General features: G+C 35.6%; 23 protein-coding genes. 8 read left to right on the top strand and 15 right to left on the bottom strand.

All coding sequences use genetic code 11. From position 1 onward, the window contains the following. Position 1: 1 nt before the first annotated feature. Together porZ and recO are read left to right on the top strand one after the other, a co-directional pair. A complete protein-coding gene (gene porZ / locus EL260_RS05175) occupies positions 2-2,257 on the top strand; it encodes a type IX secretion system anionic LPS delivery protein PorZ (RefSeq protein WP_185145895.1) in 2,256 nt (751 codons plus the stop codon). Then, a complete protein-coding gene (recO, locus tag EL260_RS05170; protein ID WP_123859150.1) occupies positions 2,257-2,943 on the top strand; it encodes a DNA repair protein RecO in 687 nt (228 codons plus the stop codon). The genes porZ and recO overlap by 1 nt, the downstream gene beginning before the upstream one ends. Before the next feature lie 121 nt (positions 2,944-3,064). On the opposite strand, the gene EL260_RS05165 is transcribed toward recO, so the two are convergent. The 4 genes from EL260_RS05165 to EL260_RS05150 all read right to left on the bottom strand — a co-directional run bounded on the left by EL260_RS05165 (position 3,065) and on the right by EL260_RS05150 (position 7,809). After that, on the bottom strand, positions 3,065-5,737 hold the full coding sequence (locus EL260_RS05165) for an MGH1-like glycoside hydrolase domain-containing protein (protein ID WP_123859149.1): 2,673 nt from the start codon (positions 5,735-5,737) through the stop codon (positions 3,065-3,067). Between the two features lie 92 nt (positions 5,738-5,829). Next, the gene (locus EL260_RS05160) at positions 5,830-6,639 is read right to left on the bottom strand and encodes a glucose 1-dehydrogenase (RefSeq protein WP_123859148.1); all 810 of its coding nucleotides are present in this window, start codon (positions 6,637-6,639) and stop codon (positions 5,830-5,832) included. Positions 6,640-6,711: 72 nt separating this feature from the next. Then, complete coding sequence (locus tag EL260_RS05155; protein WP_123859147.1) at positions 6,712-7,188, bottom strand: GNAT family N-acetyltransferase; 477 nt, start codon at positions 7,186-7,188, stop codon at positions 6,712-6,714. Between the two features lie 3 nt (positions 7,189-7,191). Then, positions 7,192-7,809, bottom strand: coding sequence for a DUF1684 domain-containing protein (locus EL260_RS05150; protein WP_123859146.1), 618 nt, complete (start codon positions 7,807-7,809; stop codon positions 7,192-7,194). 132 nt (positions 7,810-7,941) lie between these two features. Here EL260_RS05150 and EL260_RS05145 point away from each other — a divergent pair, with 132 nt between their 5' ends. Then, positions 7,942-9,522, top strand: a complete 1,581-nt coding sequence (locus tag EL260_RS05145) for a GMC family oxidoreductase N-terminal domain-containing protein (protein WP_123859145.1) — start codon at positions 7,942-7,944, stop codon at positions 9,520-9,522. On the opposite strand, the gene EL260_RS05140 is transcribed toward EL260_RS05145, so the two are convergent. The 3 genes from EL260_RS05140 to mqo form a co-directional block, all read right to left on the bottom strand. Beyond that, positions 9,519-10,385 carry an AadS family aminoglycoside 6-adenylyltransferase gene (locus EL260_RS05140; protein WP_123859144.1) on the bottom strand — a complete coding sequence of 289 codons (867 nt, stop codon included), beginning with the start codon at positions 10,383-10,385 and terminating at the stop codon, positions 9,519-9,521. The two genes, EL260_RS05145 and EL260_RS05140, sit on opposite strands and share 4 nt — an antisense overlap. Before the next feature lies 1 nt (position 10,386). Continuing rightward, positions 10,387-10,788: a hypothetical protein gene (locus EL260_RS05135; RefSeq protein WP_045493119.1), complete on the bottom strand. Its 402-nt coding sequence runs from the start codon at positions 10,786-10,788 to the stop codon at positions 10,387-10,389. A gap of 77 nt (positions 10,789-10,865) precedes the next feature. Then, complete coding sequence (gene mqo / locus EL260_RS05130) at positions 10,866-12,371, bottom strand: malate dehydrogenase (quinone) (RefSeq protein ID WP_123859143.1); 1,506 nt, start codon at positions 12,369-12,371, stop codon at positions 10,866-10,868. A gap of 512 nt (positions 12,372-12,883) precedes the next feature. Here mqo and EL260_RS05125 point away from each other — a divergent pair. The 3 genes from EL260_RS05125 to EL260_RS05115 are packed head-to-tail and all read left to right on the top strand — an operon-like array spanning position 12,884 to position 15,611. Next, positions 12,884-13,990 carry a hypothetical protein gene (locus EL260_RS05125; protein ID WP_123859142.1) on the top strand — a complete coding sequence of 369 codons (1,107 nt, stop codon included), beginning with the start codon at positions 12,884-12,886 and terminating at the stop codon, positions 13,988-13,990. An 11-nt stretch (positions 13,991-14,001) separates the two neighbouring features. Further along, positions 14,002-14,823, top strand: a complete 822-nt coding sequence (locus tag EL260_RS05120; RefSeq protein WP_123859141.1) for a hypothetical protein — start codon at positions 14,002-14,004, stop codon at positions 14,821-14,823. Between the two features lie 11 nt (positions 14,824-14,834). Next, entirely contained in the window at positions 14,835-15,611 is a 777-nt protein-coding gene (locus EL260_RS05115; RefSeq protein WP_123859140.1) for a hypothetical protein, read from the top strand. A 77-nt stretch (positions 15,612-15,688) separates the two neighbouring features. Here the strand turns inward: EL260_RS05115 and EL260_RS05110 are convergent, their stop codons facing one another. Beyond that, the gene (locus tag EL260_RS05110; RefSeq protein WP_066691828.1) at positions 15,689-16,729 is read right to left on the bottom strand and encodes an NAD(P)H-dependent glycerol-3-phosphate dehydrogenase; all 1,041 of its coding nucleotides are present in this window, start codon (positions 16,727-16,729) and stop codon (positions 15,689-15,691) included. Between the two features lie 223 nt (positions 16,730-16,952). On the opposite strand from EL260_RS05110, the gene EL260_RS05105 reads away from it, so the two are divergent. Next, positions 16,953-17,984: a M23 family metallopeptidase gene (locus tag EL260_RS05105; protein WP_123859139.1), complete on the top strand. Its 1,032-nt coding sequence runs from the start codon at positions 16,953-16,955 to the stop codon at positions 17,982-17,984. A gap of 144 nt (positions 17,985-18,128) precedes the next feature. On the opposite strand, the gene EL260_RS05100 is transcribed toward EL260_RS05105, so the two are convergent. The 5 genes from EL260_RS05100 to EL260_RS05080 form a co-directional block, all read right to left on the bottom strand. Further along, positions 18,129-19,301: an MBL fold metallo-hydrolase gene (locus tag EL260_RS05100; protein WP_123859138.1), complete on the bottom strand. Its 1,173-nt coding sequence runs from the start codon at positions 19,299-19,301 to the stop codon at positions 18,129-18,131. A gap of 15 nt (positions 19,302-19,316) precedes the next feature. Next, the gene (locus tag EL260_RS05095) at positions 19,317-19,970 is read right to left on the bottom strand and encodes an NAD(P)-dependent oxidoreductase (RefSeq protein WP_123859137.1); all 654 of its coding nucleotides are present in this window, start codon (positions 19,968-19,970) and stop codon (positions 19,317-19,319) included. 59 nt (positions 19,971-20,029) lie between these two features. Beyond that, the gene (locus EL260_RS05090) at positions 20,030-20,440 is read right to left on the bottom strand and encodes an Rrf2 family transcriptional regulator (RefSeq protein WP_123859136.1); all 411 of its coding nucleotides are present in this window, start codon (positions 20,438-20,440) and stop codon (positions 20,030-20,032) included. 65 nt (positions 20,441-20,505) lie between these two features. Continuing rightward, positions 20,506-21,456, bottom strand: a complete 951-nt coding sequence (locus EL260_RS05085) for a hypothetical protein (protein ID WP_123859135.1) — start codon at positions 21,454-21,456, stop codon at positions 20,506-20,508. 117 nt (positions 21,457-21,573) lie between these two features. Continuing rightward, entirely contained in the window at positions 21,574-22,008 is a 435-nt protein-coding gene (locus EL260_RS05080) for an FKBP-type peptidyl-prolyl cis-trans isomerase (RefSeq protein ID WP_123859134.1), read from the bottom strand. A 305-nt stretch (positions 22,009-22,313) separates the two neighbouring features. Here EL260_RS05080 and EL260_RS05075 point away from each other — a divergent pair, with 305 nt between their 5' ends. After that, a complete protein-coding gene (locus tag EL260_RS05075; RefSeq protein ID WP_123859133.1) occupies positions 22,314-23,327 on the top strand; it encodes a catalase family protein in 1,014 nt (337 codons plus the stop codon). 264 nt (positions 23,328-23,591) lie between these two features. Here EL260_RS05075 and EL260_RS05070 read toward each other — a convergent pair whose 3' ends face one another. Together EL260_RS05070 and EL260_RS05065 are read right to left on the bottom strand one after the other, a co-directional pair. Then, positions 23,592-24,215: a hypothetical protein gene (locus EL260_RS05070; RefSeq protein WP_123859132.1), complete on the bottom strand. Its 624-nt coding sequence runs from the start codon at positions 24,213-24,215 to the stop codon at positions 23,592-23,594. Then, positions 24,212-25,702 carry a zinc metalloprotease gene (locus EL260_RS05065; protein ID WP_123859131.1) on the bottom strand — a complete coding sequence of 497 codons (1,491 nt, stop codon included), beginning with the start codon at positions 25,700-25,702 and terminating at the stop codon, positions 24,212-24,214. The genes EL260_RS05070 and EL260_RS05065 overlap by 4 nt, the downstream gene beginning before the upstream one ends. Positions 25,703-25,789 lie beyond the last annotated feature (87 nt).

The raw sequence follows: 25,789 nt of genomic DNA, 5'->3' as shown, positions 1-25,789 counted from the left end.
TATGAAAAAACTCTCTCTAATTTCTCTTGGTATTTTAGCCTCCCTGCAGTTTACAAAAGCTCAGGTCATTTCATCTAAAAAATGGGCAGATCTCTTCTCCTATAATAATGTCTTAGCCATGAAGGAAGACAATGGGAAAATAGTAGCTGCCACGGAAAATGGGATATTCTATTATACAATATCAACAGGAGAAATTACGAAATTGTCTAAAGCAAATGGTCTCCATAATATAGGGATAACAGCCTTCGATTATGATCCTAAAAGCAAAACAGCAGTTATTGGTTATGAAAATGGTGCAATAGATGTAGTAACGCCTAATGAGGTTAAATATATTGTTGATATTCCTATCGCTACAGGTTATAACGGAAATAAAAAAATCAATCACATCTCTATTACAGGAGATAGAGCTACCATTTCCGTAGGGTATGGAGTTTCGATATTTAACCTAAAAAAGAAAGAATTTGCGGATACTGTATTTTTTCTAAGCGGAGGATCGTTTGAAGCAAGTAATGAAGCTACTATATTTGGAAATAAGGTATACTCTGTAACCAATACAGGTTTGAAGAGTCATGAAATAAATAATACTTTTCCGGCATATTCTACATGGGTTACAGAGGTTCCCGGTACCTTCAAACATATTGATTCAGAATCGGAGCTAGCATTTTCTTCTGCTACCGCTGCATTCATCTATAATAATGGAGCTCCTATTCAGTTACCTATCAATCTTGGAAATATTCAGGATGTTGTGGTAACAGAAAATAATATTGTAGTCACAGACAGTAGAGTATATACGTTTGGACTTAATGGAACCAACTCTAATGCTACAGATTTTGGAGAGCAATGTAATACCGCTATCATGGCTGGAGGAAAATTATTTGGCGGAACAGTATTATCAGGAATAAAGGATGAAAGTAATCATACTTATAAACCATCCGGACCAGAATTTAATTTTGCCTATAAAATAAATCTATACGATAATAATCAGGTATTGGTTTCCACCGGAGCAAGAGCAGAAAGATATAATACACCAGTATACAACCCTAAAAAACCTGGATTTTACTATTTTAATGGTACAGAATGGATCTATCCTTCTTACTTTAAAACTTTTACAGGAACGCTCAATATATTGGATGCGATCCTTAGTCCTCTTGATAATAATGAAGTCCTTTTTGCCAACTATGCACTAGATGTTCAGGGAATTTATAAAATGAAATATAATGCCTCAAATAAAGATTTTGATTTTGTAAAACGCTATGCAGTACAAGCCACTCCTGCACAAAGACGTGCGGTAGGGCTTACAACTGATACCCAAAACAATATCTTCGCTGTATTTTCATTTAATGATGGAGGTCCTGCTGTAGCTGTATACGATAAGTCTAAAGATGATTTCAATCTAAAAATATCTAATTTTAAAAGTGCATCCGTACAAAAGCCTATCGTTTATCAAAATATGTTATGGGTTCCTTTATCCAGATCAAATGCTTTTTGGGTATATGATTACAAAGATGCCCTCAATTTTTCTGATGATACTGATTATATATTGGTTGAAAAAAACGGATTTCCATCCACTGCTTCAGGAACATTATCTGTAGCTGCCGACAAATCCGGTGACGTATGGATTAGTACAGATAAAGGAGTGAGAGTTTTATCTAATGCGGCTACTGAAATAAAAACTCCTGAGCCTAAGGTTAATCCTATCATCATAGAACAAAATGGTCTTGGGGAAGAACTTTTCAGAGATTCCAGTATTCTTCAGATAGAAGTAGATGGTGGAAATTACAAGTGGGTTTCTGTAGATGGAGGCGGGGTATATTACCTTTCTGCAGATGGTCAAAAGATCATAAAACGCTTTACCATGGAAAATTCACCTCTTCCTACCAATAGCGTTACTGATATAAAAGTAGATAAAAAAACAGGGAAAGTTTATTTCGTGACTTATAATGGTATTGTAACCTATCAAGGGGATATCTCTGATGTAACTTCCAATTTTGGAGATGTAGTTGTTTATCCTAACCCTGTTGTATATTCTAATTTCAAAGGAAAAGTTACAATTAAAGGATTAGCAGAGAAAACCAACATAAGAATCGTTGATGCTGCAGGAAATGTTGTGCATTCTGCGGTAGCAAGAGGAGGTTATTATGAATGGGATCTTAATAACCAGCGTGGAGCCAGAGTGGCATCAGGAATTTATTTTGTACTCATGACCAATGAAGATGGTTCTGATAAAGCGACAGCCAAAATAGGCGTAGTCAATTAATGAATACACAAAACGGTTTTTTACTTTCATTCATCAAATACGGGGAAAATGATGCTGTATTGCATTGTTTTACAGAAGAGGATGGTTTTCAGTCTTATTTTCTGAAGGGAATTTATTCCAGAAAAAATAAAAAGAAAGCCTTCCTGCAACCCTTGAATAAACTAAACTTCTCCATTAGCCCGGTAAGAGGAAATGGAATACCCACCATCTCAAAATTTGAACTGGTAAAAGCTAATGATACTTATGCTGATATCAAGGCAGGCACTGTCATATTCTTTATTTCAGACTTCCTGAATCAGGTTCTAAAACTTGAAAATAAAAACCTTAATATTTTCTTCAGTATTGAAAGGTTTATTACTGAACTGGAACAACAAAACTATCAGTGTCATTTGTTATTTCTGCTTGTTATCCTAAAAGTACAGGGAGTTGCTCCCTTAATGGGAGAAGGAAACTTTTTAGATCCGGAAACAGGAACTTTTTCTACACTTTCGGCCCATCAGTTATTCAATGAAGAAATTTCCATGATTTGGAAAAACGTTCTCTGTGCTGAAAATCTTTATAGTGTAAAAATACATTCTTCTCAAAGAAAAGATTTTCTGGACAGCCTTTTGGTATATTACCATTATCATATCACAGATTTTAAAACCCCAGCATCATTGGAAGTGATACAGCAGATATTTGAATAGTTTTTAAAAGGCAAAGAAAGTTGATTGGCAAAGTGTAAAAAGCAAATTCAGTATACCTATTTACATATTTTTCCTTTTCACAGTCTCATCCATATGAATATTCTTCACTATTTCAACTTCCTCAACCTAATTTATTTTTTTCTTCAATATCCTCCGGCATTTCCGTTTCAGATTCAGCAATCTCTTTCTTAGTAAACCTTGGCTGTAGTATTTTTGCAATAAGACCTGTCCAGCCTGTTTGATGAGAGGCTCCTACTCCACGTCCGTTATCACCATGAAAATATTCGTAAAATAAAATGTAATCTTTAAAATCAGGATCGGTTTGAAATCTTTCATACTGACCATTTACGGGACGTTTTCCATCATTATCTTTTAAAAAAATCTTTGCTAACCGTTTATTTAATGAATCTGCTATCTGATCCAAACTCGAATAATTTCCACTTCCAGTAGGATATTCAACTAAGAAATCAGGGCTGTAATAGAAGAAAAACCGCTGTAGACTATCAATAATCAAAAAATTGATTGGAAACCAAATTGGTCCTCGCCAGTTGCTGTTCCCTCCAAACAATCCGCTGTCGCTTTCTGCAGGAGTATATTTTACACTATAATCAGTTTCATTGAGATTCAGCGTGTAAGGGTTTTTCTCATATTCTTTTGAAAGAGCTCTTACCCCATATTCGCTTAGAAATTCGTCAGGGTTCAACATTCTCGCAAGCAATCTTTTTAACCGATGTCCTCGCAACAAAGATAAAAGGTGTTTGGAGTCCTGACCTTTCACTTCCCATCTTGAAACCAATGCAGCCAGCTCTGGTTTATTATCTAATACCCATTTCATTCTTTTCTTGAAATTGGGAAGGTTTTCAATCATCTCATCATCTATTACCTCAACGGCAAACATGGGAATTAATCCTACAATGGTTCTTAACCGTAAATACATATGAGTTCCGTCACTGGATGCAATAGCATCATAGAAAAACTCATCTTCTTCATCCCAAAGGCTAAAGTTCTCATCTCCCATATTGTCCAGTGAATTGGCAATGGCTAGGAAGTGTTCAAAAAACTTCATTGCCATTTCTTCATATACATTATTGTATTGAGCTAATTCCAACGCAATCCGCATCATATTTAAAGCGAACATGGCCATCCAGCTTGTTCCATCTGATTGTTCCAACTGTTCTCCATTGGGTAAAGTAGTATTTCTATCAAAAACACCAATATTATCAAGTCCTAAAAATCCACCTTCAAAAATATTATTGCCATTGATGTCTTTTTTATTTACCCACCAAGTAAAGTTCATCAATAATTTTTGGAAAGCACTTTCTAAAAATTCAAGATCAGGCTTATCTCTTATATATTCATCGATCTTAAATACCCTGAAAACAGCCCATGCATGTACCGGAGGATTTACATCACTAAAGTTCCATTCATAAGCCGGAAGCTGTCCGTTAGGGTGCATATACCATTCAAATAAAAAAAGTTTCAGCTGATGCTTAGCGAAATCCGGATCAATCAATGAAAAACTGATGGTATGAAATGCCAGATCCCAGGTAGCATACCAAGGATATTCCCATTTATCCGGCATGGAAATAATATGTTCATTATTAAGATGCTTCCAGTCATAATTCCTTATTCTTTCACGGGATTTGGGTGGGGGCATCTCTGCAGGATCACCCTTCAGCCATTTTTCAACATTGTAGTGGTAAAACATTTTGTTCCAAAGCATACCGGCAAAAGCCTGCCTTTGTACCAATTTCTCATCCTCTGATTGAATTCCTTTCTGAACTTCAGCATAAAATTCATCTGACTCTTTGTGCCTTGCTTCAAAAATAGATTCAAAATCACTGAACGGATCTTTTAATTCCTTATCCGAAAGCCGGAATTCATATACTCTGGATTCTTTAGCTTTAATACATTCATCAAGAAAAAATGAAGCTTTTGTGCCTGTATTTTTAGGATTAACCGCTTGGGAGTTTCCGGTTAGAACAAAATCATTAATTCCATCCTTACAATATCTTGATTCATTGGAAGATTGATAAAGCCTTTTATTATTGGTTTCATTATTACAAAACAATACTTTTAAAGATTGTCTTGCGTATAAATTCTTTACTTCAAGATCCTCATGATTTATTTTGATGTGATTCGCTTCTTCAGCAGACAATTCAGGTTTATAATCATTGTATCCCCAGTTCCAAGTGTTTCTGAACCAGATTGTAGGCAAAATGATAAGGTCTGCATCTTTCTCAGCTTTATTAATAATCGTTACCCTAATAAGAATATCACTCTGGCTTTCTTTAGCGTACTCAATAAAAATATCAAAGTATTCATTATGTTCAAGAATTCCGGTATCGATTAATTCGTATTCGGGCTCCTCTTTACTTCTTTCGGCATTCGTTTTAATCAAGTCATCATAAGGAAAAGGATTTTGAGGATATTTATACAACATCTTCATATAAGAATGGGTAGGTGTGGAATCCAGATAATAAAAATATTCCTTTACGTCTTCCCCATGATTTCCCTGCCCATTAGTAAGACCAAAAAAACGTTCCTTTACCATTCTATCCTTTTTATTCCAGAACCCAACGGAAAATACAAGCTTCTGAAGATCATCACATATTCCACAGATGCCTTCCTCACCCCATCGGTAGGTCTTGGCCTCTGCCGTGTCATGATTAGTATAATTCCAGGCATCTCCATTTTCACTGTAATCCTCACGAACAAGTCCCCATTCACGGTTACTTACGTAGGGTCCCCATTTTTTCCATGAGATATCTGAAACTCTCTGTTTTTCTGACATAAGCGTTAATTAAGAGTAATAAATAATATAATGGTAAACTATCACGTACTCATGATAACAATTCCCTAACTTTAAATCTTGAATGAGAAACTCTACCCGCCTGTAGAGAAACTCTCAAACGTAGTCATTCCACCATCAACGAAAATACTGGTTCCGGTAATGTAATCAGCAAGATCACTGACTAGGAATGCCGCCAGATTTCCTATATCCTGTGGTTGTCCGATTCTATTGTATGGAATAAGTGTGAGCAGTGAATTAAGTGCTTCCGGTGTACTCCATGCATTTTGATTAATAGGGGTTTGTATGGCGCCGGGACAGATGGAATTAACACGGATTTTATCCGCACCATATTCTTGTGCCAAAGTTTGCATCAGCATTCTGATAGCCCCTTTACTGGATGCATAGTTGGCATGCCCTGCCCAAGGAATAATTTCATGTACAGAACTGATATGGATGATCTTTCCACAGGCTATAGAACGGGACAAATCTATTCCACGGCGAAGAAATTCTTTAATGGCTTCCCTTGCACAAAGAAACTGACCTGTAAGGTTAACGCCTATTACAGCGTTCCATTGTTCTAAAGTCATTTCAGTAAACTTAGCATCCCTCTGGATTCCGGCATTGTTTATCAAAATATCTACAGTTCCAAATTCTGAAACTACATCCTGAAACATTCTGATTACCTGTTCTTCCTGTGAAACATCGCATTGATAGGTAATTCCCTTTCCTCCTGCATCTGTTATTTCTTTTAATATTGATTTTGCCTCGCCCTGAGACCTTGGCGAAGAATGATTAACAATAACAATGGCGCCTGCTGAAGCCAATGATTTTGCAATGCCAGAACCTATCCCACTGGAAGCTCCTGTAACTATTGCTACCTGATTATGAAGTGATATTTCCATATTTGTATATTGATGTTACTCAAAGTTATGGAAACAAATCAGCAGTAAGAAGATTATAATTTTAAAATTTTATTAAAGTTTTTTATGCATGAGATATTGAGGCCCACTTCTTCCGATTCTGGTTTTACCATCATCAATATATCCAGCTTTAAGATAAATATGATATGCAGAATCATTTTGCTGGTTAACAGCCAAAACAATTTCATCACATTGCTTAAAGTTTTTCTTTACAAAATCGTCTACCTGCATCATGGCAATTTTTCCGATTCCCCTACCCTGCATTTCAGGGTTTACAGATAAGGATCTTATTAACACAGAATTTTCATTATCTGTAAGTTCTAATTTATCTATTCCAAAATCAAGGACAAAAAATCCTGCCGGAACATTTTGTTCCAGGATCGTAATAGGAAATGCTTTATTATCATCCCTTTCTCTAATTCTTTGTAAAGCCTGGCTGGCAGAAGCCGTGAAACGCAACTGATTTTCATCTAACCCATAGCTAACCCCGGAAAGATGTTCTTCTGGTCTAAAAAATTCTAGTTTTATCATAATTTAGTGATGATAAATATCTTCATACATTACTCCTGCCCGTATTTCCACTGGAAGTTTATTTTCTTCAGGAACAATAGGACAGTTATAATCGTAGGCATTATAAGCGCAAAAAGGATGATAAGACTGGTTAAAATCCAGAACAATAGTATTTCCCTGTGGGATTTTCAGATCCATATATTTTCCACCGCCATACGTTTCTTTCTCATTGGTAGCATCACGAAACGGCAGGAAAAGATAATCTTTGTACTTATCTTGTTTAATAAGATCCAGACTCTGGTATAGCGTTAATGTATAGGGTTTTCCGTCCAGTTCAAACGTTGCTTTTCCATATTCTTTATAAGACTTTGTTTTGCCTGAAGATGTTGGCAGTTCAAAAGGTTGTGCATCTTTAGTTCTGATAAACTTTGCTGTTACGCGATATTTCAGGTCAAAAGGGAAAAATGGATGTCCTTTAAAATTCTTAAAATTATCCCCACGTAGAGGCGTCTCCTTTGGATCAAGATATTCTTTATTAAGATCTTGTTGAAATTTTTTAATCTCTATTATCTCTTTTGAAACTTTTTTTTGAGAAAAGACTACCAAAGGTAAAAGCAAAAAGATGAGTATATATCTTCTCATGAATTTTAAATTATAAGTAAAACTATGAATTTTTCAGCGTATGAAAAGTTAAAACTATGCTAAAAAAATATAATCTGTTTTAAATAGAATAAGCCATTCTTGTTTTAGCATACTTTTTGACCTTAAATGCCCATGGACAGAAAGAAATTCATCAAAGTGAGCGTACTGGCGATTTCAGGTTTTTATTTTCTACAATCAGATCTTTTTCAGGCAGCAGAACGAAGAGCCAATAGGACAAAAGAAACTGTAGATGCTCCTATTATTATCATTGGAAGTGGATATGGAGGTGCTGTTTCTGCTTTACGTCTGTGTGAAGCCGGAAAAAAAGTTGTTCTGTTGGAAATGGGCCTTAACTGGGAAAAATCAGGAATTCCATTCTCTAATCTTTTGAAACCAGGGAAAAGTGCGGCATGGTTGAAAAAGAAAAGTATTGCTCCTTTCATGAATCTATTCTCTCTGACTCCTTTTACAGGAACTCTGGACCGACTGGATTTTGAACATCTAAATATTTGGGTAGGAAGAGGAGTAGGCGGAGGGTCACTTGTTAATGGAGGAATGGCCGTAACTCCTAAAGAAAGCTATTTCAGAGAGGTTTTTCCTAATCTTGATGCCGAAAGATTTTACACTCATTATTTTCCGTTGGTACAGCAAGAACTTAAAGTAAATGTTATTAATGAACAGTTTCTAAAAGAGTGTCCCTATTATAAATTCACAAGAGTAGGTGAAGAAGAAGCCCACAAAGCTGGGTTCAAAACAATGCGGGTACCTAATGTTTATGATTTTAAATATATGGAAAAAGAATTCCGGAATGAAGTTCCCCGTTCTGCTCTCAATACAGAAGTAATCTATGGAAATAACCATGGTAAAAACAGTTTAGATAAAACCTATCTAAAAAAGGCCTTAGAAACTGGAAATCTGGAAATATTGGACCTTCATTGTGTGAATCACATTAAACTTAATGATGATAAAAGTTATACACTCAATGTACAGCAAATTGATACCTCCGGAAGTATTGTTGCAGACAAGCTTTTTAATTGTAAAAAGCTGATCCTTTCGGCAGGAACTATGGGAACCTTACAACTACTGTTGCATTCTAATGCGGTTAATAATTTTCCTGCTCATGAACAAATCGGGAAGAACTGGGGAAACAACGGTAATTTTATGACCGGAAGAAACTGGGTAAAACCATTGTCAGGAGGAACAGGCGCTAAGCAGTCAACAATTCCGGTGGGTGGAATTGATAACTGGGACGATAAAGAACATCCTTTTTTCACAGAAATTGCTCCTTTACCTATGGGAATGGATGTGGCTACAGCATTATATCTGCTCATCAACAGAGTCGATAAAAAAGGAGAAGTTGGTTATGATAAAATCACTCAGAAAATTAGTTTGAACTGGAATGAAAGTCATACAGCCAAAATGAGGGAAAACGCCAAATATTTTATCCGGAAAATGAATAAAGCGAATGGAGGAACCAGAAGTCATTTCCTGTTCAATAATGGTTTTGGAGCAGATATTTGTTATCATCCCCTTGGTGGATGTGTATTAGGAGAAGCTACCAATGAATTTGGAAAGCTAAAGAATCATGAAAACCTGTATGTGCTTGATGGATCTTTGATTCCCGGTACTATTGGAGTTAATCCGTTTGTAACGATTACAGCTATTGCTGAATATTGTATTGAAAATCTGATCCGTCAGAATGAATTTGCTTAAGGCAGCGTTTTTACTTCTGTAAGATATTTACGGATATCTGTTTCATGCTCAAAAGGATATTCAAAATTCAGTTCTTCTGCTAAAGCAGTTCCCAGTTCGTGAACAACATCAGCAAAGGCAAACAGAGCGATCCAGTTTTCCTCAATATCGCTTCCTGAAAAAGTAGCTTCTACTCTATTCCACTGTTCTGCAGAAAGATATTTTTTAAAAAGCCTTCCGTGTTTATTGGTGGTTATATTATTCCAGTCATGAAAACTTGCAATATACCATTCGGTTAAAGGTACCAGATAATCTGTTCTCAATATATCTTCAGACATGAATTTAGCATAAAAAATATCACCCCGCTTAAGGCATTTCGCCACATAAGTAGTATCCCACCAGAAATCATTCAGTAGCTGCTTAAATTTCTTTTCCGTGGGTTGATGAATCATAATGGATTGATGGGTTGGAGCCTTCAGATCCTTTGTAAGACCATCTTTATCAATCAAAACCTTATACCCTACATCCCAATCATCAGGAAGTTTTTCTTCTTTCACCTCTTCGGAAAATTCTGATACCTGGTAAAGTTTAAAATCTACTTTTACATGGTCTTTATACAAAACCATCTTCATAGCATGTTTTCCATCAAAGACTGTATCATCTTCTTCAATCATGGAAATTGGCTCTCCGAAAAGACTGATCCATTCATTATTGTCTTCGTAAGCTTTTCTGCTTTGAAAAATCAACTCTACATCAAGATCACTAAAATCATCTACCGGAGCATAGGGATTGACCAATGAACTGGTTAACAGAACAGCACGGATATCAAGATTATTTTCTGCCCAGTGAATAATTTGCTCCAGCTTTTTTTCCCTTATCTTCATGCTAATAAGATTCTGATATTTTTACCCGATAGACATCGGAAGAATTCCTTTTAATAGATTCTACAAAGAAGCCACCTTCTTCAGGAATAACTTCCTTAAGATCAAAACTTTTACAATCTTTTGGTAAACCTGAAAAGATTAAAGTAAACCAAAAATCCTGCATAAAGGGAACAGGTGTCCAATAAGGAGAAATTGAAATATTCTCCGCATGAATCATTTTACTTCTATGCTCAGACTGGTTATCAAAAAGGTAGGTGGAATGCCAGATCCTGATTAAATTCCCTAAAAATGGGGATGCAGGAAAGCAACAGTGTACAATCACCTGTTTCTCTTCTTCTATTTTTGTCTGGAGAGATTCCAGGAGTTCTTTTGCAATAACCGGCTTTATAACGATTTCTTCCACCTTTTTATGAGTAATAAGTGATGAGCAATGAATAATGCTGTTGGTAATGCTTATTATTCATTGCTCATTATTAATTTTTAGTATTCTAATTCAAGCTTTTCTTTGGTATACTCCCTTACTTTTTCAGTAAGTTCAGGGTGTTCAGCCAGCTTTTGTCCGTATGATGGAACCATTTCAAGCAACTTATCTTTCCACTCTCCGTGAAGTTTCTCAGGGAAGCATTTCTCAAGAACATTAAGCATTGCCTGTACTGCTGTAGATGCGCCCGGTGAAGCACCCAGTAAAGAAGCAATGGTTCCACTTTTATTTACTACCACTTCAGTTCCGAACTCCAGTTTACCACCTAACTTATCATCTTTCTTAATGATTTGAACTCTTTGACCGGCTACTTTCAATTCCCAATCCTCTTCTTTAGCATCTTTGATAAATTCTCTTAAATGCTGCATTCTTTGAGACTTGGTCATCGCAACCTGCTGAATAAGGTATTTCGTTAAAGGAAGATTATGCCACCACGCACCAAACAGAGATCTTAAGTTTTTAGTATTAACACTTTCCGGTAAATCAAGATAGCTTCCTTCTTTCAGGAATTTTGTTGAAAACCCTGCGAAAGGTCCGAAAAGAAGAGCTTTTTCTCCATCAATAATTCTAAGATCAAGGTGTGGAACAGACATAGGGGGAGCATCTACGGTTGCCTGAGTATAAACTTTAGCCTGGTGCTTCTCTACCAATTCCTGGTTATGGGTTACCAGCCATTGCCCTGAAACCGGGAAACCTCCATATCCTTCACTTTCTTTAATATCTGAACTATCCAATAATGGAAGGGCATATCCTCCGGCACCAATGAATACAAAATCAGCATTTACTTCTTGTTTGTGATTATGGATTCTGTCCTTCACCTTCATTCCCCACTTCCCGTCTTCTCTTGGATCAATATCCTTCACTTCATGGTATAAGAATACTTCCACATTGGAATCTTCCAACAGGTGCCTGCCCATTTTTCTAGTTAATGTCCCGAAGTTGACATCTGTACCCATATCCATTTTGGTTGCAGCCATTATTTCAGATTTGTTTCTCTTACTCATGACCAATGGGATCCATTCTCTCAACTTATCATGATCTGTAGAAAACTCCATTCCTGAGAAAAGAACTGATTCTGACATTTTATCATGACGCTTTTTAAGATATTCAGCATCTTTTTCTCCAAATACCAGACTCATGTGTGGACATGAATTGATGAAATCTTTTGGATCTTGAATATATCCTTTCGCTAATAAATAAGACCAGAACTGTTTTGAAATTTCAAATTGCTCTGCGATACTTTCAGCTTTCTTGATTTCAATACTACCATCCGGATTTTCCGGCGTATAATTTAGCTCACAAAATGCGGAGTGCCCTGTTCCGGCGTTGTTCCAAGCTGCTGTACTTTCTTTGGCAAACCTTCCTAATCTTTCGAAGATGGCAATTTCAAGTGTTGGATCAAATTCATGAAGCAGCGTTGCTAAGGTAGCGCTCATGATTCCGCCCCCTATCAGTACAACGTCGTATTTAGGTTTCGGTGTTCTGCTTGTAAGCGATTGTGACATAATTTTAAATTTTAGTTCAAATTTCGGGAAAACTTTTAAAAAGAGAAACGCGTTTAACGATTTTAACACGTTATTTTTTGTTCTGAGAGCACTTCTGAATTATGCAAGGCGATATGATGGAAAGTATCAATAAAGTAACATTGAAATGATGAATTATAAATCATGTTTTTTATTAAATTAACATTAAATTTTGACTCATATAATTCACCAAAAAGTAAGTAATTATCACATTTCCTTCCCTCATCTATTTTATATTAATTTAAGTTCATTAAAGTTTGCAATACAAAATACTTTAATCATAATAGTTTATGTACATATAATTTTTCAAAAATAAGTGAATATAAATTGAAAACAATCAAATAAAAATCACTTTTGATTGATAAAACAACAATTTAAACACTTTAAACATATAATAAAATCATAAATTAATCATTTTTTATACGTATCTTTCAATTGATTTAATACATATTCCATGAGTATTTAATTAAAATTATTTCGTAAACATATAAAAGATGAAAATTGTTAACTTCGTAAGTACATTTTTCGCTACATTGGCCTTTGCCCAAAGCGGAAGTGTAGGAATCAACACGTCCAAACCGGACCCTAGTGCAATTCTGCATATCGAAAATTTCAATGGAGTTTCTGCAACAGCCACTGCAACAGTATCAGGTGGAGCTGTAAACGGAATTACCATAACCAACGGTGGAAGTGGGTACATTACAGCCCCTACCATTAACTTTTATGGTGGCGGCCCCATTGTAAACGGGGGTACTAAAGCACGGGCTACGGCTAATATCTCTAATGGAGCCATAACCAGTATCACCATTAATAATGGAGGAAGCGGTTATACTAGTGCTCCCACATTAGTTATCTCAGGAGGAAGTAAAGGATTGCTATTTCCTAACCTCAATATTACTAATCTCAACAGCACAACTTCTCCTGTAGCATCTCCCGCTAATGCCCTTATTGGTTTTAATGGAGGAAGTAATGCTAATAATAAAGCATTACATATCTTTAACGGAACTATCAACCAATGGCAAAGTACTATTGATGCTGAAAACACCCCTAAGGTTGCTTATCTGGATTTCACAGGAAACCTCTCTGCATTGGATAATGCTGTTGCCGGCGCTAACACTCAATTATTAGTTAATCCTCCGGCGGTATCTGGTGTATCTAACATCAATGGTTTCAAAGTAGTTCAAAATCCTAGTTCAGGAGGATATTCTCTGGTTCTCCCTCAAGGAAACTATCTGGTAGAAGTGAATCTTAATCTAAATTCGCCCCAGGAAAGCCCTTCCGGCCAAGGAGGTACAGCTCCTCTTTCAGGAAGTAGTTATTATCTGATGGGGTATTTTATAGATTTCACCAACGATCTGTATAATAATACAAGTAATACGTTCGTATCAGGAGCTAATACAAGAAAGGAAGTTCCCATTGTTTCTAAAGTAAATACCAATCATTTAGCAACATGGTCCTATTATTACAGTGTTCCCGTGAATGCCAATGCTAATCTCATTGGAGGGTTAAGGTTACGATTGGGAAGAATGCAGAACAGTACGTTTTATGATCTTGTCAACGTGATTCCAACCGGATCTTACATTAAAATATCACAACTTTAAAAACAAAACACATGAAAAAAGGTTATATTCTCCTATTATTTATTTTAACACAAATAATATATGCGCAAGTAGGAATTGGGAAATCTACTATTAATAGTTCAGCTGTATTGGAAGTATCTGAATCTACCAATAAAGGAGTTCTTCTTCCCAGAGTTGACATCATAGACATATTGAACAATATTACTCCTGTTCCAAATCCTACAGAAGGTCTTGTTGTATATAATAAAGGGAATTCTATCAGCCCTGGGCTTTATATATGGAAAAACAACCGATGGACTCAGATCGCTGACACTTACAATCTGGTAAGTTATATGATGCTTCAACGTACTACAGATTATGCAATATTGGGAAACTTGGCTAACGGTACTTTTAAAAACTTCACCGATGCTGCTTTTACAGTTGTTTCAAATGATATTGGAGCATCTTACAACACAACGTCAGGAGTCATTACACTTCCTGGAAATAGTGGCTATCTGGTCAACGTATGCCTTAATATAAGAACAGCATTGGAAAGCAGTACTGCCGGAATCGGAGGTACCCCTGTACATTTACACCAATATCTTGTAAAGCTTGTAGATCCCGTTTCGGGAACTCAATATGGAAAAACAATAAGCATCAATGCACAATCAATTGCGAGTAATAAAACACATACGTTAAATATGAGCTTTTCTTTTGTATCTACCTCAGCAACCCCCATTACATTAGTTCCTTCTATTGCCCATGATGCAGGAGGGACTTATCAGCAGGGAGCAGGAGGAACAACTCCCAATAACGGAGAAATTATTATCACCAACGCTAAATTTGACATTCAAAGATCAGCCCTTAATCAATAACTACTATTACAATGAAAAACTATATTTATCTTGCTTGTATAGCTATAATACTGTTTAGTACGAGCGTGAAAGCGCAAGTTGGTATTAATACAACCAATCCCAGCGCAAGCAGTGTCCTAGACATTAATTCATCCACCAAAGGAGTACTCTTCCCTCAATATGATCTTACGGTACTCAATAGTACATCAACACCTATTGCTAATCCAGCGGATGGTCTGATGATTTATAATAAAGGAGGAGCCTCTACTTTTCCTAAAGGATATTATGTATGGATCAGAGATCAATGGCAACGTTTTATACTTGCCGGAACAGAGCCTCAATCTATGTCATTAATCATCAATTCAGGCATTTTAGTTCCTACCGGAAGTACAAATAATACACTTACCAACTTCACCGTAGCTGCAAATAAAATTACGGGTGCTTCACTAGGATCTGATACTTCTACCATTACGTTACCAGCTGGAACTTATATCCTTCGATATTCTGTAGACTCTAGTAATGCCAATAACAATAATGGAACAACCAATACACAATACCTGTCTCAAAACTTCACATGCACACGATCATATATGATCAATGCAGTAACAGGTACCAATATTACGGAAACCAACAGAATGTGTCAATTATCAAGCTCTTTTACTTTTTTCCAGGGAAGTTATTTTTTAACGTTGGCGGCACCAACCACTATTCGTCAAAAATTTGAATTTGATACAGGCAACGGATTTACAGCCAGCAATCTGAATGTACGTTCATCATTGGCTCTTGTTATTACTAAAATGAGCCAATAAAAAAGACTTAAGTAAACGACTACTTAAGTCTTCAATATAAGTGTTAAAACAAGGTTCCAATTATAGAACCTTGTTTTTTAATTTAGTTTTGCTGTCAGTTTTTTAAACTGTTTTTCGGCATTTTTACCTTCATAAAGAATGGCATATACCGTATCAATAATCGGCAATTTCAGATTTTTCTGTTTTGAAGTCTTGTAAATGGATTGTGCGGCATAATATCCTTCCGCGACCATGTTCATAGACTGGATTGCTGATTTCACAGTATATCCTTTTCCGATAAGGTTTCCAAGGTTTCTGTTTCTTGAGAACAATGAGTAAGCGGTTACCAGAAGATCTCCCAGGTAAGCACTTTCGTTTACATCTCTAGGTGCTTCATAGATTGCTTCTAAGAAGATTTCCATTTCACGGATCGCATTAGATACAAAAACGGCAGTGAAGTTATCTCCATATCCTAATCCGCTTGCAATTCCTGCTCCGATAGCAAAAATGTTTTTAAGAATGGCACTGTACTCATTTCCAAGAATATCTTTACTGGTTTGTACCTTAATAAAATCTGAACTGAAAATTCCTTCCAGCTTTTCTGCTGTTTCATCTTCTACGGTAGCAATGGTAAGGTAAGAAAGCCTTTCCATCGCAACCTCTTCTGCATGACAAGGTCCTGCAATGACCGCCTGGTTTCTGAAACCGATCTTAAATTCATCACGCAGGTAATGGGCTACCACATCATTTACTTTAGGAATAATCCCCTTGATTGCAGAAACAAAGATTTTATCTGAATAATCACAAGTCATCTTATCCAAAGTATCTGACAGGTAAATGGAAGGTGTTGCCAAAACAATGACATCACACGCAGAAACCAGTTCATTAATATCTGTGGTCAGTTTTAAACTCTTCAGATTAAAATGAGCAGCAGTAAGATAAGTCGGGTTATGTCCTCGAAGCTCAATAGCTCCTTTTACAAACTCACTCCTTACACACCAATGCACCACTTTGCAATTTTCAACAAGCATTTTTACGATAGCAGTTGCAAAACTTCCGCTTCCTACTACTCCTACAGAAACATCCTTTTTAGTCTTTTTTGGATTCGAAGATTCTGAAATAATTTTCTTTTTAGCCATAATTGGAATGTGAACTGCAAATATATTAAACAAAGATTTAACAGAATACTTTAAGGCATGATAAAAACCATTTTCTGAAAAAAATAATGCTTCAACACAATTAAATATACAATTAAGCGTTAGATACAGAAAAAACTGAATTTTAACTAAAAATAACCAACAAAACTTATTTTTAATTAAATTTGCAGCTGAAAACCGTTTTAAATATTCTAAGAGAAGAAATATGAAAAAATTTCTAAACAGCAAGAAGAACGTAAACATTCTCCTGGGAGGACTTTTACTAGTAGTTTTTGCACAAGGTATCTTCATTGCCAAACTTTTCTCAGAGAAGGATGACAAGACCTACGCAGTAAACCTTGTAAAAATAAACACTGAAAAAGACAGTGTAGATTATCTGAAAATGAAAACTGATCTTACGCTGGTAGATCAGACCGTTGCCCAACTGAATTCTTTCCTGAAGTCTAAAGACATTTCAAATGAAAAGCTAATGATGCTTAATCAGGACAGTATTGCCAATTCTATTTATCTTTCCAAACAGGCTAACCGATACAGCCAATACCTGATGAACCTACAGAAAAAACTGATGGAGGTTCCATTAGGAATGCCTACAGATGGATATATTTCATCTAATTTCGGGATCAGAAAAAATCCTATTCCATTTAGAACTGTTTTTGCTTCGGTAAAATCGAGTGCTCCTACAGAAGCTAAACCTGTTGCGGCGGCACCAAAGCCGGAAGCTAAAGCCGAACCTGTAGAAAAAATCGTTGAATTAACAGACAGTTATGGAAATAAAAGAGAAGTTAAAGTGATGGTGACTCCAAAAGCAGCTCCTGTAGCTTCTGCACCGGCTGCTTCAACTCCTGCTACAAAAGCTGTTGCAGGAACAACTACTTCTAAAGCAGCTCCTATGGAAAGAAATAATCCTCCAGCTGAAGCGGACCAGATGCAATTCCATAAAGGACTGGATATTGCCGTTGCATTCGGTTCTGATGTAAGAGCCGCCGCCGCGGGAACCGTTATTTTCTCCGGGCAGAAAGGTGGTTATGGGAATTGTGTCATTGTTTCTCATGGAAACGGACTGGCTACTCTTTATGGACATTTATCACAGCTTGTTTCTAAAGTGAATGATAAAGTAAAAGTAGGTCAGGTGATTGCTAAATCAGGGAACTCCGGACGTTCTACAGGACCTCATCTTCATTATGAAGTACATAAAAACAATACTCCGGTAAATCCGAAGTTGTTTATGAATCTATAAAAGAAAGCTGTCTCTAATGAGGCAGCTTTTTTTGGCTCTAAAAGATAAATAATGTGTAGTAGTATTGCTGATCTTGCAGGCTTCACAGGTTTTTCAAGGATTACATTAGTTTTTCCCTTATAAATCTGTGAAATCAGCGAGAAATTATTTTAGAATCTTAAGCGTTCCTTTTGGATGAGTAAAGGTACCATCTGGTCCTGCAATATTGGAATACACTATATTTTTATTGTAATCCTGAATATGGGTTACATTGAATCCCAAATGAGGCTCATGCCAGTACACCATAAAAATATTCTTTGCTACTTCTACTGCTGTATACTCTACAGTATCTGTACTGTTTTTTGAGCTTCCGGCAGTTCCGGTGAATGTCATTGTTTTGTTGTCTTTAAAATCCAGAAGGAATTTTACAGCTCCAAAATCAACTTCTACTTTCTTACCGATAGCTGGATATGGTGATTTTAAATCCCAATCCATTTCACCTAAGAAAACTTTCACCCCCATTTCCAATTCATCTTTTCCTGGAAGATTTGGATATTTCTTTACCATAAAATCTACAATAGCCGCTGTAGTTTTATTTTCTGTAACCGCTTTCTTATAATTTTCAAGGTAAGTTTTAACGAAATCCAAAGATGCAGGAGATACAGACTGTTTGGCAAAATGTGACGGAATTACCTGTTCAGGTTTCAAAGATTTCATAGCATCAATCTGCTCAATCCACTGGTCAATAGCTTTTACATTCTGAGTATCTGCCATCCAAAGATGAGAATCTACAGAAACCGAAATTCCTCCTGCAACAGTTTTAATAGATGGAATCCAAAGAAAGCTGTGAGCAGGATCTTCAGGATTCTGTCTGATTTCAATTGTATTTCCTTCAAGATCTGGAATGGAAGTCACTGCTTCCGGAACAATAATTTCTGAAGGAGCATCTGCTTTTAATTGCGGTTTCCAAACTGCCAGTTTATCATCCTTTGAAGCGGAAATAAGATAAGCCGTCTGTGCTGTAGAAATAACTTTTACGTTGGGAAAAGCTTTTTTAATGACATCTAATCCAAAATAAAAATCCGGGTCACTATGAGAAATAAAAACGGTTTTCAGGTTTTTTCCCGTTGCTTTTATTTCTTTTACTAACTGTTCTGCGTATTGCTTTTGAAACTGAGCGTCAATAAGCATAGCATCTTTATCACCGTAAATAATGGTAGAAGTAATTGGAAATATTGCCTTGGTTCCGGGATTATAGACTTTAACTTTCAGATTCCCTGCAAATATGCTGATGAAACCTAAAATAGTCACTAATGATAATAGCTTTCTTTTTAACATTTTGTTCTTTTTAGATTAATAGGCTGCTGTGAAGCGTTCACGGATATGGTTATTCTGTTCCAGTTCATCCACTAAAGCTACGGCTACATCTTCTACTGAAAGACGGCTTCTTCCTTCTGCATCAAAAACAGGTGTTTCTAAAGATGTTCTGTATTGGCCCGTTCTTGATCCTACATTAGCCTGATTCATTTCCACTGCAGGACTGAAGAATGTCCAATCTAAGGTATTATTTCCCTTGATTTTGTTTAAATAATCTCTTGCAGCAGTTGCTCCCGGTTTGTAAGCATCCGGAAAATCCGGTGTATCTACGATCTGAACATTATCCGGTGTGTAAAGGCTTCCTGCTCCACCTACTACAATCAGTCTTTTTACTCCTGATTCTTCTACTGCTTTTTCAATATTTTCAGAACCATTCAAAAAGTCATTGTAAAGATTTGGGTTGGTCCACCCTGCATTAAAAGCACTGATTACAGCATCGCTTCCTTTTAAAGCTTCTGCCAATTCTGATACATTGTTTACATCAACACTTTTTGCCGTTACATTTTCCTGTGTTTTTACTTTAGACGCATCTCTTACTAAAGCTTCTACTGCATATCCTCTGTCTGATAATTCTGTTACGATGTGTGCTCCTACAAATCCGGTTGCACCAATTACTGCTACTTTTTTCATAATGTTTTATGTTTAATTAAATTGTAATGAATTTTGTTACATTTATAGATAAAAAATTTTTATTCGAACTGTTCTGCGAATTCCTGCAAAGATTTATCTCCTAAAAATTGACTTACCAACTGATCTGTTTCTTCAAACAGTGTATTTAAATGATTGTTAATTTCTTTTCCAACACTACAGGCAGGATTAGGGTTCTGATTTTTCTTTCCTAATACTTCTGTATTCTTTACTGATCTGTAAATCTCAGAAATCGTAATATTTTCAGCATCTTTAGCCAAATGGCTTCCTCCTTCTTTCCCTTGTCTGCTGATAATTAAACCTGCTTCTCTCAAGACGCTGATTTCTTTACGTACAATAACCGGGTTTACATTGATACTACCCGCAATCCAATCAGAAGTGAGCCACTCCTGAGGACTTTTCGCCAATAAGGTCATGATATGTATTGCCGTAGCAAATCTTGTATTGTTCATTGTAATTACATTGCAAAGATAGACAAATTTTAATTGTAACAAAATATATTACAGTTAAATTTTTCTTAAAGGATTAATTTATCCAGATCCAGCAGTAAATAATTAATGTTTTGATTGATTGTTCGGGTAGCCGATTGCATCTGATTGAGCATCGCAGCCCGGTTATGAAGGTCATCTGCTCTATAATATCCACCATCACTGAAAATAACGGATTGATCTGCGGCCGCTTTATTATCATCGAACTGATAATGAAGCCATCTTTCTTTCATGTTTCCGATAATGGAACGTTCTTCTCTATTGGAAAATTTCTTTTCGGTATACATATACCAGATAAATGGTGGAAAGTTTGGCGATTCCAATTTACCTTTCCAAATATCTCTCAAAAGGTTTCTCTGATGAATAAATTCTACCTTTTTCCCTTTCGGATTAAGCGTTGCTAAACCAAAACCTGCTCCCAGCACCCCACCTCCAATATCAATAGCATTGCTCCAGCCTTGATCTCCAACAATTCCTCCGGCAATAGAGGCAGCTGCACCTGTAATGATAGAATATAGAATCAATTTATTATTTCTGGAAGAATTAAGATTATCCACATAATTGCCTATCTGCGCTACTCTTTCGCCTTCGCAATCGAATTCTGCAGCTACCGCATCCAATTCAGTAAGGGCAATGGTGATTTTACTATTGATTTTTGTCTTTAACTGTAAAACTTTAACCTGAGAAGCCAAGGATGAATCTTTTTTAAGGTCCATAATCTGATGAACTTCATCCAGATTATCCAAAGCATTTAAAATTAAAATACTCTGGTCAGAAAACATTTCTTTCAGCTCTTTATTGGCTTCTAAAATAGAATCCGAATTGTGGGAAGGGACTTTATTACTATAGTTATATTTAAAAGGAGCTTTACAATAACTATCCTTCAGAGTAAGTATATTCTGTTGAATAGTCTGATTCTTCCTGGAAACACAAGAAGTCAGCAGACCGAAAACGATAAAGAGGGAAAACAGCTTTTTCATTCAAACCAATTTTTGTGCAATAGCTGAATCATTGTGAGAAATCATCAATACGAATATAGTACAAATAAAAAAAATTACCTGAAATCAGGTAATCTTTTAATTTATTTTTAAGCCGGATTATTTAATCCCCAATAATTCCACTTCGAAAACAAGGGTACTGTTTGGTCCGATTTCTTTGCTGATCTCCTGATCTCCGTACGCTAAATGCGGTGGAATAATCAGCCTCCACTTACTTCCTACTGGCATTAGCTGAAGCGCTTCTGTCCATCCGGAAATCACTCTATTCAAAGGAAAAGATGCTGGAGTTCCTCTTTTTACAGAACTATCGAAAACTTTACCGGAAATGGTAGTTCCATGATAGTGGCATTTTACAGTAGATTTTGGTCCTGGCTTTGCCCCATCTCCTTCTGTAATAATTTCATATTGTAAGCCGCTTGGTAATTGAACAACGCTCTCTCTCTTACCATACTCTTCCATATATTCTTTCCCGTCATTAAGATTCTTTTCGGCTAATTCTTTTTTACGCTTAAATAACAAATCTGCTACTCCCATATTATAATTTTTTACAAAGATAAGGCTTTTTGGAGTTGAAAGATGGAAGCTGAGAGGTGGAAGTTCAAACTTTAAGTATGTGAGCCGGCATCAATTCGTATTATCAACTTTATTAAACAGGCGTTCATAAAAATACTTTAATCATTGATATTCAATTATTTAAAAGTATATCTATAAAAATTATATAGTTTCGCTACCGCCCTCTTCCAGCATTCGCCCTTTCTCATTCATAAAATTCAAATAATTGTAATAATTCCTTAACACAAATTCCGAAACTTGGCGTTATAATTGGATTTAAAAACTAAATGCCAAATCCGATATTATATAATAAGAAGTTTGATGAGCTTAATGAAGAGGAAAAAAAACTTCTGGAAATCAATAAAAAATCGATTGCTGATTTTGTTGAGCAGTCCTCTTCTATAAGTGACGTCAATTATGCTACCAGAAATGCCCATGCGAAAACATATGCTGTTGCTAAGGGAATTTTTTGGGTGGATCCCAATATTCCGGAATTTCTCAAACCTTTTTTTGATAAAGAGAAATTTAATTTGTTTGTAAGGCTTTCCAATGCACAATTGAAAATTACAAATTCTAAAAGGGATATTCCAGCTTATGGCTTTGCAGTGCAAATCAGGGATGAGAATAATAATCTGCTTTCCAATTATCCATTGGTAAACTTTCCATTGTTCCCAGTTAATTCAGTTTCAACATTTCTAAAACTATTTACTGCCGTCAATCTTTCTTATATCAAAAAGTGGAGCAGTTTATTTTCAATTATAACACAAGCCATTAAAGTTATTCCATCTGTTTTTACAGGTTCATTTATCAGAAATACATTAAAGCTATTCAGTAAGAGAAATGATTTTATTCTCTCTTTTGATTATCATTCTGTAGGGGCTTACCGCCTGGGAGATTATATGATGAAAATAAAGCTCAGTCCTAAGTCTGTTAATAAAAATATGGACAAGAAACAAAACATGAAAAAGGCTTTAAAGAATTATTTTCAGAGGAATGATTTTACCGCCGATGTTTTGATTCAGCTGTGCTGTGATCTGAAAGACCAACCCATCAACAAATTGAATGTAGAATGGAAAAATTCGCCCTACATCAAGATTGGTGAAGTTAAAATAGAAAAGAATTCTTTACTGGATCCCCGAGATTGTAGTAATGAACTTCTTTCATTTAATCCGTTTGAAAGTAAGATGATCTTTCAACCCGTAGGAAAAATTCAAAAATTAAGGGATAGTGCTTATAAAGTATCTGTTCAGACCAGAAGAAAGATCAATACCCTTTTGCATGGGAAGAAAAGTGAGTTGTAATTATTCAGAAATGTATATAAGTATTTTCTTTAGCACCACTATTTAAACTATCAACATGTTCATCAACAAAAAAAGACTATTATTACAGTCTTTTTTTATTATTTCTATTACTTAGATGCTTTAAAATCTAGATGCTTTCATTTTACTTTTCGGGCTTTGCTACTCTCAATTGATGATCCATCCTTTTTGAGATAAACTATAAATTTCAATAAAGATGAAAAACTTCATTCATATAAAACATACAAAATATTCTAATAGCTATTTTTAATTGTTGATATACTTATAAGTGCTCGTTCCCAAAACCTTTCCAGTAACACCATCTAATTTGATGATTTCGACAAGATTTGATTTTTTTAAATGCTCAATTTCCCATACCGGCTTATCATTCTCTATTTTTCTTGAAATCTCATTGTGCCAGCCTGTACTTTGTAATATGGGGCCCTTATCTATTTTTATTCCATGTGTTTCACAAAATTTCAGAATATTTTCAAATGTAAATTTATATGGTTTATCATGATCTATTTCTTTAATCAAATTTCCATTTTCATCAAACTCGTACCAGATACCTTTTTTAAAATTACCCCAAACGTTTAAAGCTATTCCTTTATATTTTATATTACCGGATGGGTAATAATCCTTAAATATTTTAAAGTATGAGTCATATGGAGTCTCATAGTATGCTGCACCTGCTTTCACCTTGACCATTTCTATATATGTGCCATTTTTTAAAGTTATAAAAACAGTATTTGATATATTTTTTTTTAAGCTATTGTATTTAATGGTATCAAATCTTTCAAATTTATTGTCTATTTCTGGAATCATAAGTGCGTTATTTTGTGCTTTACAGGAAGTCATCATTAAAATCAATAAAAAAATATACTTTTTCATAAATTATTTATTTTAGAATTTGTTTTTTCCCACTGCCATTTCCATAGGCTGTATCTAGGATTGCTGTTGATATGAGAATAATCCATGATATTTTCTGTTTCACCGTATATATAGGTATATTCTGCATTGGGATCTGCTACATTATTGGTAAAACTGTGCGGGACGCCTTTAGTATGCAAAAATTCATGGGCTGCAGTTTCATCGCTTTTTCTTGGAAAAAGAATGACAAAATCATCATGGGCATACCCATTCAGACCTTTATATATGTTTGACTTATCTTTACAACCACCACTTTCTCCCAGATAGAAAGCCACAAAATACTTACTGTATTTATACTCATTTTCTTTTTTGCTTTTAAGATCTTCTTTTAACTTTCCGTTAAGATAGAGAACCAGATTTAAATATCCATCAGCATGAATGAGAGGAATCTGATTTTCATCATCATAATAGGCCAATATTCTGTTTTTATCTACATATTTTCCTCCGTGTTGCAAATTTGAATCAGAGGATAAATCTAACGAATAAGTTTGTACTTCCGTTTCAATTAATGCATGTCGAAGATATTTTTCAAATAATTGTTTTTGACCTGAAGAACTTCCAGACAGTTTTCCATTAATATTAGTATCAACATCAACTAATAAAACTTTAGCTTTCTTCCTCTTCGAAGCATCATTTGCCCAGACTTTTAATTTTCCAGCCAGCTGTTTTACTTCTTTTCCTTCTTCATTCTTAGATACAGCATACACTTCTATACTCTGGTCAGTGTTGAATTCCTTCAGACATTCTATGTTTACATAGTCCTTCAGATCATGCTTTCCTATAGATTTTGTAGCGATTTCCATTGGATATATTTTAAAATGGGGATTCTCCTTAAATCTTAAGGTCTGTGGCTCTTGGTCCACTTCCACAATAAGACTTAACAAAGCTTTCGTATTGTTAAAACCAGAAGCTTTAAGATTCCCAGATTCATCCTTGATACGGGTGGGATACAATGAAAGCCATGAGCAGAAATAATCCTCAGCATTGCCATCTGCTTTTTTCCTCCAAGGGATGCTGTATACCCCATATTCATTCCTGAGCCTGGCAAACATAGAGGAAGATACTTTAAAATCCCCCTCATATTCATTAATATCAGTTTCCAATATTGTCAAAGCTTTTTCTTTTTTATTCTTCTTTTTCTTATACTGGTCGGCTGCCAAGTCTTTATAATGTTTATCCCCAAAATTAGTAGTTTCCCCAAGCCTCATCCAATCAAATCCGTAATCCTCACCTTTCCAATTGTTTTTTGGCCTGAACTGTACAAAACATTTTGCAGTTAAATCTATAGCTGGTGCATATTTGGGTATTCCGTAACTAACCCCTCCTTTTACTCCTATTTCTGTAATTGAATTCCCTGCAGTAGTGATAATGTTTTCATTGGAATACATGCTGTGTCCTTCCTGAGAAATCTTGGTATAGCTCCCTTTTACAATTCTCGTTCTGCTCATGGTATAGAAATTAGAGGTTATTGTTTCTTTCTATAGTATCATAAGCAATGAGGAGCCTGAACGGCTCTGAATTTAAGATGTGTTTTT

This window comes from Chryseobacterium nakagawai, from assembly GCF_900637665.1.
Classification (GTDB): domain Bacteria; phylum Bacteroidota; class Bacteroidia; order Flavobacteriales; family Weeksellaceae; genus Chryseobacterium; species Chryseobacterium nakagawai.
Note: the sequence above shows the minus strand (reverse complement) of the source record. Positions and strands in the feature narration are given on the sequence as shown.

Excerpts from the sequence above, each read along its gene's own strand:
- EL260_RS05110 (WP_066691828.1), bottom strand. The coding sequence starts at position 16,729 with ATGGCTAAAAAGAAAATTATTTCAGAATCTTCGAATCCAAAAAAGACT.
- EL260_RS05100 (WP_123859138.1), bottom strand. The coding sequence starts at position 19,301 with ATGTTAAAAAGAAAGCTATTATCATTAGTGACTATTTTAGGTTTCATC.
- EL260_RS05115 (WP_123859140.1), top strand. The coding sequence starts at position 14,835 with ATGAAAAACTATATTTATCTTGCTTGTATAGCTATAATACTGTTTAGT.
- EL260_RS05125 (WP_123859142.1), top strand. The coding sequence starts at position 12,884 with ATGAAAATTGTTAACTTCGTAAGTACATTTTTCGCTACATTGGCCTTT.
- EL260_RS05165 (WP_123859149.1), bottom strand. The coding sequence starts at position 5,737 with ATGTCAGAAAAACAGAGAGTTTCAGATATCTCATGGAAAAAATGGGGA.
- EL260_RS05150 (WP_123859146.1), bottom strand. The coding sequence starts at position 7,809 with ATGAGAAGATATATACTCATCTTTTTGCTTTTACCTTTGGTAGTCTTT.
- EL260_RS05155 (WP_123859147.1), bottom strand. The coding sequence starts at position 7,188 with ATGATAAAACTAGAATTTTTTAGACCAGAAGAACATCTTTCCGGGGTT.
- EL260_RS05070 (WP_123859132.1), bottom strand. The coding sequence starts at position 24,215 with ATGAAAAAGTATATTTTTTTATTGATTTTAATGATGACTTCCTGTAAA.
- mqo (WP_123859143.1), bottom strand. The coding sequence starts at position 12,371 with ATGTCACAATCGCTTACAAGCAGAACACCGAAACCTAAATACGACGTT.
- EL260_RS05160 (WP_123859148.1), bottom strand. The coding sequence starts at position 6,639 with ATGGAAATATCACTTCATAATCAGGTAGCAATAGTTACAGGAGCTTCC.
- EL260_RS05145 (WP_123859145.1), top strand. The coding sequence starts at position 7,942 with ATGGACAGAAAGAAATTCATCAAAGTGAGCGTACTGGCGATTTCAGGT.
- EL260_RS05080 (WP_123859134.1), bottom strand. The coding sequence starts at position 22,008 with ATGGGAGTAGCAGATTTGTTATTTAAGCGTAAAAAAGAATTAGCCGAA.
- EL260_RS05075 (WP_123859133.1), top strand. The coding sequence starts at position 22,314 with ATGCCAAATCCGATATTATATAATAAGAAGTTTGATGAGCTTAATGAA.
- recO (WP_123859150.1), top strand. The coding sequence starts at position 2,257 with ATGAATACACAAAACGGTTTTTTACTTTCATTCATCAAATACGGGGAA.
- porZ (WP_185145895.1), top strand. The coding sequence starts at position 2 with ATGAAAAAACTCTCTCTAATTTCTCTTGGTATTTTAGCCTCCCTGCAG.
- EL260_RS05105 (WP_123859139.1), top strand. The coding sequence starts at position 16,953 with ATGAAAAAATTTCTAAACAGCAAGAAGAACGTAAACATTCTCCTGGGA.
- EL260_RS05095 (WP_123859137.1), bottom strand. The coding sequence starts at position 19,970 with ATGAAAAAAGTAGCAGTAATTGGTGCAACCGGATTTGTAGGAGCACAC.
- EL260_RS05120 (WP_123859141.1), top strand. The coding sequence starts at position 14,002 with ATGAAAAAAGGTTATATTCTCCTATTATTTATTTTAACACAAATAATA.
- EL260_RS05090 (WP_123859136.1), bottom strand. The coding sequence starts at position 20,440 with ATGAACAATACAAGATTTGCTACGGCAATACATATCATGACCTTATTG.
- EL260_RS05140 (WP_123859144.1), bottom strand. The coding sequence starts at position 10,385 with ATGAAGATAAGGGAAAAAAAGCTGGAGCAAATTATTCACTGGGCAGAA.
- EL260_RS05065 (WP_123859131.1), bottom strand. The coding sequence starts at position 25,702 with ATGAGCAGAACGAGAATTGTAAAAGGGAGCTATACCAAGATTTCTCAG.
- EL260_RS05085 (WP_123859135.1), bottom strand. The coding sequence starts at position 21,456 with ATGAAAAAGCTGTTTTCCCTCTTTATCGTTTTCGGTCTGCTGACTTCT.